Annotated in this window: 6 protein-coding genes; 3 read left to right on the top strand and 3 right to left on the bottom strand. The window is 65.3% G+C overall.

The window, feature by feature from the left end:
• Positions 1-1,410: 1,410 nt before the first annotated feature.
• On the bottom strand, positions 1,411-1,935 hold the full coding sequence (locus tag J7024_RS26355) for a hypothetical protein (RefSeq protein WP_124825374.1): 525 nt from the start codon (positions 1,933-1,935) through the stop codon (positions 1,411-1,413).
• 342 nt (positions 1,936-2,277) lie between these two features.
• Here J7024_RS26355 and J7024_RS26350 point away from each other — a divergent pair, with 342 nt between their 5' ends.
• Positions 2,278-3,525: a multidrug effflux MFS transporter gene (locus J7024_RS26350; protein ID WP_124825373.1), complete on the top strand. Its 1,248-nt coding sequence runs from the start codon at positions 2,278-2,280 to the stop codon at positions 3,523-3,525.
• 125 nt (positions 3,526-3,650) lie between these two features.
• Here J7024_RS26350 and J7024_RS26345 read toward each other — a convergent pair whose 3' ends face one another.
• Positions 3,651-4,340, bottom strand: a complete 690-nt coding sequence (locus J7024_RS26345) for a hypothetical protein (protein ID WP_124825372.1) — start codon at positions 4,338-4,340, stop codon at positions 3,651-3,653.
• 83 nt (positions 4,341-4,423) lie between these two features.
• Between J7024_RS26345 and J7024_RS26340 the strand changes: the two genes are divergently transcribed.
• Together J7024_RS26340 and J7024_RS26335 are read left to right on the top strand one after the other, a co-directional pair.
• Positions 4,424-6,007 carry a TPM domain-containing protein gene (locus J7024_RS26340; protein ID WP_175769916.1) on the top strand — a complete coding sequence of 528 codons (1,584 nt, stop codon included), beginning with the start codon at positions 4,424-4,426 and terminating at the stop codon, positions 6,005-6,007.
• A gap of 78 nt (positions 6,008-6,085) precedes the next feature.
• Entirely contained in the window at positions 6,086-6,706 is a 621-nt protein-coding gene (locus J7024_RS26335; protein ID WP_124825370.1) for a LemA family protein, read from the top strand.
• Positions 6,707-6,732: 26 nt separating this feature from the next.
• Here J7024_RS26335 and pbpC read toward each other — a convergent pair whose 3' ends face one another.
• On the bottom strand, positions 6,733-8,988 hold the full coding sequence (pbpC, locus tag J7024_RS26330) for a penicillin-binding protein 1C (protein ID WP_234745598.1): 2,256 nt from the start codon (positions 8,986-8,988) through the stop codon (positions 6,733-6,735).
• Between the last annotated feature and the right edge of the window lie 6 nt (positions 8,989-8,994).

Raw genomic sequence — 8,994 nt, 5'->3', positions numbered from 1 at the left:
GTCAGGCTTTCGAGGCACGCAACGTGGAACAGGCGATGCGTTAGCGGACAAGCACCCGACTTGATGTTTATTCGTCAACCGGAGCATGGGCGCATAGAAGTACGGGACGAGTCATTTCAGCTTGCCGGTACAGCATCAACATCTAACTCGTGCGACGGAGCCACGGTGCTTGGTAAGGTCGTTTACTACATACCCAGTCCCGACTATCGTGGGCCCGATCAAGTGGACTATCGAATTTCGTCTCAGTATCGCACTTATACACGGACCGTATCCATCGAAGTAAATTAAACGTACACAAGGATAGCCGAGCCGAATTTAGAAGGTGCGACTAAATGGACTACAGTGCATTCAAGGTGCTAGTATTGGACGCCATTGCCACGCGCGACGGTGACTTGAGCTGGTGCTAACTTGATCGGCTTCTTGTTTTGGTAAATCAAAAAATGTCGACATCATTGATGTCTGCTCTCGCTGAACTTGAGAAAGAGGGCAAAATCTGTCGCGTCGAAGATGCGAACCCGTCCCAGCCGCGTTATGCCCGTTCCCCGAATGAATAATGTTAGCCAAGACCAATGCCACGAGCGGGAGTGGTCGAAGTCCGCCATCCGACTAGTTGTCGGTGATGGCGAGCGGCAGCCATGAAGAGCCGTTCAACGCAGTTGTGTCGATCATCGATAATCACGGAGGCAGGGACCGTTCGGTTATTAAATTTTTCACGACAAGCGAAACAAAAGAGTCTGCGATGAAAAAAGTAACCTTGCTGATGTAAATTTTATTTTTTTCATATATGACTGCCGCTTCTGCAAATGCTTATATTACACCCAATTCAACTACACTCGATCGCAATCAACAAATCGACGGAGATCTGATCCAGAGAATGAGCGTGATGAATAAAAATCTGTCTATCATGGTTGGGAGGCGTGAGCGACTGGATCGAGTAATGGCGATGAATCACATGATAATTTACATGTACACACATCGTTAATGTAAATAAATCACTCGTAGGCACTCAGCAGTTTGCCGCGGAGTTGCGTCCGAAATTAATTAGCGCGGTATGTACAGGTGACCTGATGAAGGATGTTAGAGATAATAGCATTCCGGTCACTTACGACTATCGATGGGAAGATAGCACCTCGGTTACGACGATCACGATCAGGCCGGAAGACTGTAAACATTGATGACCGTGTACTTTTTGTTGACAACGCGTCGAACTGAGTCAATCAGCATGCAGCCAGTCGGCCAGTTGGAGATGTTCGATGGAAAGGCCGTTCGTCAGCTTTAGGAGAATCCACATGGCAGCAACGGGTCGGCAAGCGACATCCACGGAATTCCACGAAGAACCAATAAGAAACCGCCGGCGCATGCCGGCGGTTTCGGTTTTCGGCCCGGTCGCTCGCGCGACGGAGCCGGGTATCAGGCCTTGATTTCCGGCCCGCGTGCGGCCGGTCGGGCCGGCGCTGCCTGTGCCGGTGCCGGCCCGATCGACTGCGTGGGCGGCTGCGCCGGCACGATCACGACGACCGGTTCCGGCATTGCCCAGATCGGCATCGCGAAGCCGACCGGTTGCGGCATCGGCATTGCGAGCGCGTCGCCCAGCGTCGCGTGCTGCAACATCATCATCTGCTGCTGCATCGCGATCATCTGCGCCTGGGCTGCCTGGATCTGTCGCAGCGCGGCCGCCGGCGGCACGCCGCCCGACGACGACGTCTGCATCTCGAAGCTCGCGCCGCCATGCGGGCTGTGCCAGCTCCACGAGCTGACCTTCATCGGGCCGAGCGCCGTGTGGACGACGTGCGTTTCGGCTTTCACGGGCACGGCGTGCCCGTCGACATTGACGAACATCGGCTGTGCGGCCGGGGCGTTGGCGGCCTGCCCGGCCAGGGCGAGCACGGGCATCAGCGCCAGCGCGCCCGCTGCCATATACGAACGGAATCGCATAGATCGTATCTCCATCAAACGAAACTGATCGAATCAACAACGAACGAATCGTGCGGCTCACGGATGGAGCCATGAGTGAATATGCGGGCACAGGCTTAAGTCAGGATTAAAAGCGGCGCAGGCCCGCGGCAAGCACCTGTCCCGTGCAGTCGCGACCGATCCGATGCAGGGTGCATAGCCGGTTTCCGGCTGTGCCGCAATCGGCATTCAACCTCGCCCGCGCCATGGGATTCCTGTCGCGTCGCGCAACAACAGGCACAATGTGCGATTGGCCGCGCACCGCTGTTCGTGATTCGAACAAATTGGCGCGTGTTGCCGCCGTCCGAATCCTTCCCGGTTGTCATGAACGCCTCGCTCACTCCTGCGCGCGAATCGAACTCGCCGCGCTTCCTGCTGTTCCTGATCTGCCTGTTCGCCTCCGCCGGCCAGCTCGCGATCGACATCTACGTGCCCGCGCTGCCCGACATGGCGCGCTCGTTCGCGACGACGCCGCAGGCGATCCAGTCGAGCGTGTCCGGCTACATGGCCGCCTATGCGCTCGGCCAGCTGATCTTCGGCCCGATCGCCGATGCGTACGGGCGCAAGCGCGTGCTCGCGTTCGGGCTCGTGATCTACACGATCGGCTGCCTGCTGTCGCTCGGCGCGCCGAACCTCGAGACGTTCGTGCTGGCGCGCTGCCTGCAGGGCTTCGGGATCGCGACCACGAACCTGCTCGCGAAGGCGATCATCACCGATTCGTTCTCCGGCCAGGCGCTGATGCATGCGTTCACGTACATGTCGATCGCGTGGGGCCTCGCGCCGATCATCGCGCCAGTGATCGGCGCGCACCTGCAGGAATGGTTCGGCTGGCGCGCGTGCCTCGTGTTCCTGCTCGTGTATTCGCTCGTGATGTGGGCGTTGTTGTGGCACTACCGCGAAACCTTGCCGAAACCTGTGCATCTCGAGCCGCGCACGCTGATGACGAACGCGGGCAAGGTGCTCGCGAGCCCGGTGTTCCAGAGCTGCTTCCTCGCGCAGGGGCTGTGCTACAGCATCCTGCTGGTGTTCAACATCGTCGGGCCGTTCATGGTACAGACGACGCTGCACAAGCCGCCGACCTTCTTCGGCTATCTCGCGCTCGGGATCGGCCTGATGTATTTCCTCGGCGGGCTGTCGAACCGGATTCACGGGCACGGGCTGCCGAGCGCCGAACAGCGGTTGCGTATCGGCGCGCGCGTGATGGCGGGCGCCGCCGTCGCGATGCTCGTGCTGGCGTTGGTCGTCGGCCTGCGCGTGTGGACGCTCGCGATGCCGGTGCTCGTGATGGGCTTCTGCGCGGGCGCGATGTATCCGACGCTGATGGCCAAGGGCAACTCGCTGTTTCCTCACATCGCGGGGCTGACCAGTGCGATCCTGGGATGCGCGCTGCTGCTCGTGTCGTCCGCGATGATGGGCCTCGCCGGCTTCGTGTCGATCCAGGTGCTGACGCCGCTCGCGGTGTTCTTCGTCGCGCTGTCGTTCATCGTCGTGTGGATGGTGACGAAGCTGCTGCGCTACCTGACGCAGCAGCACGCCGCGACCGTCGCGTGCGGCAGCGGCGAGGCCGCATAAGCGCATCGCTCATGAATGGCGCGATCACGAACGGTGGGCGTTGCCGGCCGATACGGGCGCCGATGCCGACACGGCAATCGCAGCGGGCGCCTGACCGCCCGATTCTTGCCTCGCGGCAGTGCCGCCTATAGCGGCTGCGCCGCGCCCGCCTGAGTCAACAGCGAAACCGCGGTCGCATCCGGCATCCCGTTCGAATCGATCGCGCCGGCCTTCGCCAGCGCGGCGAGATCGCTGTCGACGCCCGGTTGCCCGACCACGAACGGCGTCGTCAGGAACGCGGGCGTCGACAGCGTGACTGCATAGCGCTGCTGCAGATTCGTCACCACCGCCGATTGCGCGGCCTGCACCGTATTCGCGTTGTTCATCACCTGCTGGAAGTGCGCATTGCCCTGGAAGTTGCCGATCAACCCGGCCGTGTTCGTGCCGAGCTGCGCGGCGAGATAGACGAGCAGCAGCTCGGTCTCGGGCGTCGTGTTGAAGGTGCCCCCCGCATACGCGAGCGAGTGCAGGCTCGTGCCCCCCGATGCGACGGTAATCACGCATGGAAGCGCGGCGTTGACGGTGATGCGGTAGTTGCCGCCGCCGTCGGTCAGCGTCGTCGCCGAGCCTTGCGCGCAACTGACCGTCACCGATGCGCTCGCGAGCGCGCCGCCGGTGGCGGCCGTGCCCGACAGCGCGACAGTCTGCGTGTTGTCGTTGAAGCAGACGTCCACGCCGAAGCACGCGTCGCCGTTGCAGGCTGCAACGGTTACGAGGGTTGCGGCGCAGACAGTGCCCAGCGCAGGGCGGATGAAGCGCGGATGACGAAGATTCATGGTCGCGGTCAGTCGCAGGAAGGGGCAACCGTTGGGCGGCACAGGTGCGGCGCCGTTCATATTCTATGTCCCGGATCCGGGCGATGCTTGCCCGTTTTCATGGCGGATCGCGCGCAGGATGCGTTTCCGACGGACACTTTTCGCCACGTTTGCTCACACGAACGGCGCCGCCGCACTGCAGCAACACGGCAACCGCCCGGCTCTGGAACCTTTCGATTCCCTTCACGATTGGTTATGCTGCGGGACGATTAAAAAACGACGAGAGAATGCGCCGTTCCCGACGGAACCGGCGCTTGGTTTCCGACATGAATCTGAAACGACTGACGGGCCGGCCAGGCTTTCCGGATTGCGAGGGCGATCCGGTTTCGATCGCATGTACTTCCCGCACTCCCGTGCGAACCGCACGCCTGCGCGGCAATGCCAGCGGCACGGCCTGGGCGGTGCTGGCTGCCGTGCTGCTGGCGGGCGCGGCGCTCCTTTGCGGCGCGGCTGTCGGCGGCGATGGCAGTGGCGCCACCCCGTTGGTGGCCGGCGCGCCGTCGGCCTGCACGGACGTGGCGGCCGCAGCTTCCTATCCCGTCGCGAACGATCCCGAAGCACCGCCGCCGCTGAAAGGCCGCGTGACCGACATGACGGGCGCGCTGAGCGCCGCGTGCGCGTCGGAGCTGACCGAGCGCCTCGCCGATCTCGAACGTCGCCTCGGCGTGCAGATGGCAATCCTGCTGGTCGGCTCGACCGGCCACTCGACGATCGAGCAATTCGCGACCGCGGTGTTCGAAAAATGGCGTCTCGGCGAGAGCAAAATCGACAACGGGCTGCTGCTCGTCGCCGCGCTCAACGATCACACAGTGCGGATCGAGGTCGGATACGGCCTCGAAGGCGCAATTCCGGACATCGTCGCGGGGCGCATCATCCGCGAGCGCATCGTGCCGGCGTTTCGCGAGAAGCGGATCGAAGCCGGCGTGAGCGACGCGGTCGATGCGCTGGCGCGCGAGATGACGCCGCCGGAAATGGCGGCATCGGACAGCGCGCCGGCCGGCGACGAAGCGGCGCTCGCGTCGTCCCGCGACACGAGGCGGCTGTCGAACGGCTTGCCTGACCAACCCCCGGCCGACACGGGCAGCTTCATGTTCTGGTTGCTGCTCGGGCTGATCGGCGTCGCGCTGGGCGCCGTCACCGAATGGCGCAAGCTGCGCTGGCAGGTGATGTTGCCGGTCAGTTACCTCGTCGCGACGATCGTGCCGGCCGCGATGCTGCCGGTCGGCGCGATCTTCAACGGCGATGTCGAAGCGATCCTGGGCGTGCTGGCGATCGTCCCGACGGGCGCCGGTGCGGGTGCGTGGCTGCTCGGCATCGGCGTCGTTCGTTCCGCACGCATTCGCAAGTACACGGCGATCGTCGGCGGGGCGCTGCTGGCGCTGATCGGGATCGGGCATCTGTTGGGATATTCGCCCGGCGAGGTCCTGGTGGCGGTTTTCTGCGTGGTGGTGGCGATCCTGTGGATCGCCGAAAAACTGACGGGCGGCGGCTCCTCGTCCAGTGGTTCCTCGTCGTCGGGCTTCAAATGGCCGTCGTCCGGCTCGCGTTCGTCCGGCTCCGGTTCGTCCGACTCCTTCAGCGGCGGTGGCGGCTCGAGCGGCGGCGGTGGTGCATCGGGCCGCTGGTAGCCGCCGTATGTGGCGTGGCCGCGCCAGTCCTTTTCATTTACCGCTCCGACTGGGGCATTCAACGGGAAACATCAAGCAATGAAATGGTTTCGAATCCTGCTCGTGTGCTGCGTGCTCGCGCCGCTCGCCGGTTGCGGCTATAACGCGATCCAGTCGTCGGACGAGGACGTCAACGCGGCGTGGTCCGAGGTGCTGAACCAGTATCAGCGACGTGCCGACCTCGTGCCGAACCTTGCCGCGGCAGTGAAGGGGTATGCGTCGCACGAGGAGCGCGTGCTGACCGAGGTCGCGTCGGCCCGCGCGCGCGTGGGCAGCGTGCAGATGACGCCGGAGATGGCGAAGGATCCTGCCGCGCTGGCGGCGTTCGATCAGCGGCAGGGTGAATTGTCGGGCGCGCTGAGCCGGTTGATGGTGGTGTCGGAGCGTTATCCGGAACTGAAGGCGAACGAGGCGTTTCGCGACCTGCAGACGCAGCTCGAAGGCACAGAAAACCGTATCGCGGTCGCGCGCGGCCGCTACATCAAGACGGTGCAGCAGTACAACGTGCAGATCCGCCAGTTCCCCGGTGTCGTGATCGCGCGGATCTTCGACTACCAGCCGCGCCCGAACTTCAGCGTCGGGAACGAAGCGGCGATCTCCACCGCACCCGTCATCGACTTCTCCGCGCCAGCGCCGAAGGCGAATGCAGCCGGCCAGTAAGGCCGGTAAGCGGCCGGCTCACGCGCTCAGGGTTTGCGCGCGGCGGGCTTCGCGAACGCGCCGCGCACCTCGAAGCCGATCGCATCCGCGACGTTGCCGCGTGCATCGACGAGTTCGAGCCGGTGCCGTCCCGGCCACGGCATCCATGCGACGCGGTCGGCATGGCCGATCACCTTGTCGTCGAGCCGCCATGCAAAGCGACCGGCGTGTCCGGACGAACGCTCGAACCAGATCCGCTGGTTTTTCGGCGGAATGTCCGGATCGATCGCGAAGATCGTGCCGTCGGTCGGCGTGCCGATCGTCAGCGGCGCACGTGCGCCGTCCTTGCCCGGCGTGACGGGCGCGGCGAGCCGGATCGTGTCGAGCGCCGTCCCTGCAAGGAACCACTCGTTGCGCGACGGCTCGAGGTCGCGCTCGAACGTGATGCGGCGCATTTCGACACCGGCAGGCGGGCGCGGCGCGCGGCTCGGCAGGTCGCGGTGCAGATAGCCGACGACGGCCGACCAGACCGGTGACGCGCCCGTCACGCCCGACACGTCCCACATCGGCGAGCCGTCCGCATTGCCGACCCACACGCCGACTGTATAGCGCGACGTGAAGCCGACGGTCCAGTTGTCGCGCATGTCCTTGCTCGTGCCGGTCTTGACCGCCGAGAAGAAGCGCGTCGCGAGCGGGTTGTCGAAGCCGAACGTGCGCACGCGCGCGTTGTTGTCCGAGATGATGTCGGTAACGATGAAGGTGGCCGCTTCGCTGAACACGCGCGTGCCGTCATTCGCGCGTGTCGTCGTTGCGGCCGGAGCCGGCGCCGGTGCGCCGGCGGCGGGTGCTGCCGCAGGCAGGTCGACGGTCTTGCGCGCGACGCCGCCGTTCGCGAGCGCGCGATACGCATTGGTCAGCGACAGCAGCGTGACGTCCGCGCTGCCGAGCGCGAGGCTGAAGCCGTAATAGTCGCCTTCCTGCGCGAGCGGCAGGCCGAGCGCGGTCAGCGTGCGCGCGAAGCGGTGCGGCGTGACGAGCACGAGCGTGCGCACGGCCGGCACGTTCAGCGAGCCGCCGAGCGCGCTGCGCACGCTCACCCAGCCCTTGAAGTCCTTGTCGTAGTTCTGCGGAATGTACAGGCCGCCGCCGGCGGCGAGGTTGATCGGCGCGTCGTCGAGCAGCGACGCGGCGGTCAGCCGCTTCTCGTCGATCGCCTGCGCATAGAGGAACGGCTTGAGCGTCGAGCCGGCCTGGCGCGGCGCGAGGACGGCGTCGACGTCGCGCGCGCTCGACAGCGCCCCCGACGAGCCGACCCATGCGCGAATCTCGCCGGTCGCGTTGTCGATCACGACCACCGCGCCATCCTGCACGTTGCGCCGGTGCGCGGGCGCGTTGAGCTCGGTCAGCGCGCGCGTCAGCGTGTCGCGCGCAAAGCGCTGCAGCGGCGCATCGAGCGTCGTGCGTACCTGTGCGCCGGCCTTCGGCCGGACCTCGGCCGCGATGCGCCGCGCGAAGTGCGGGGCGAGCGCGGCGCCGTCGTCGCGCACGGCGTTGGCCGGGCGCGCGGTCACGAGCTGCACGTAGCCGTCGAGCGACGCGCACGCCTGCTCCGCGTGCATGTCGCGCAGGATCCGGCACGCGCGCTCGGCGACTTTCGCGGGTGCCGCGTTGGGCGCGCGCACCAGCGCGGCGGCGATCGCGGCCTCGCGTGCGTCGAGGCCGGACGGCGCCTTGCCGAACAGCACCTGCGACAGCGCGGCGAGCCCGACCGTCTCGCCGCGAAACGGCACGAGATTCAGGTACGCCTCCAGGATCTGGTCCTTGCGCCAGCCGCGTTCGAGCAGCAGCGCGTTCATCGCCTGCGTGGCCTTCTGCGGCAGCGAGCGCTGGCCCGAGCGGCGCGGCGAATCGCTGAGCAGCCCGGCGAGCTGCATCGTCACGGTCGACGCGCCGCGCGTGCGCTCGTTCCACAAGTTGCCCCAGGCCGCGCCGGCAATCCCGCGCCAGTCGACGCCGCTGTGTTCGTAGAAGCGCTTGTCTTCCGACACGACGATCGCTTCGCGGAACGCGGGCGACACGTCGGTGAGCGACACCCATTCGCCGCGGCGTTCGGTCAGATCGACGCGCGTGCGCTGCAGCGGCGTGCCGTCGCGCGCGAGCAGCACCCAGTCGGAACTGCGCCAGTTGCGGCGCACGTCGTCGTAGCCGGGCAGCGCATGCGCGACGAGCGGCACGGAGAGCACGACGGCGACGAATACGCGGCCGGCGAAACGCGCCGGCCGCGGCAATACCTGATCGATCATCGCTTG

The organism is Burkholderia sp. WTPI3 (genome assembly GCF_021483755.1).
In the GTDB taxonomy this organism is placed as follows: Bacteria; Pseudomonadota; Gammaproteobacteria; order Burkholderiales; family Burkholderiaceae; genus Burkholderia.
The sequence above is the reverse complement of the archived record's forward strand: the minus strand, read 5'-3'. Positions and strand labels throughout refer to the sequence as shown.

Coding starts and splice junctions, on each gene's coding strand:
- J7024_RS26350 (WP_124825373.1), top strand. CDS start 2,278: ATGAACGCCTCGCTCACTCCTGCGCGCGAATCGAACTCGCCGCGCTTC.
- J7024_RS26340 (WP_175769916.1), top strand. CDS start 4,424: ATGCTTGCCCGTTTTCATGGCGGATCGCGCGCAGGATGCGTTTCCGAC.
- J7024_RS26355 (WP_124825374.1), bottom strand. CDS start 1,935: ATGCGATTCCGTTCGTATATGGCAGCGGGCGCGCTGGCGCTGATGCCC.
- pbpC (WP_234745598.1), bottom strand. CDS start 8,988: ATGATCGATCAGGTATTGCCGCGGCCGGCGCGTTTCGCCGGCCGCGTA.
- J7024_RS26335 (WP_124825370.1), top strand. CDS start 6,086: ATGAAATGGTTTCGAATCCTGCTCGTGTGCTGCGTGCTCGCGCCGCTC.
- J7024_RS26345 (WP_124825372.1), bottom strand. CDS start 4,340: ATGAATCTTCGTCATCCGCGCTTCATCCGCCCTGCGCTGGGCACTGTC.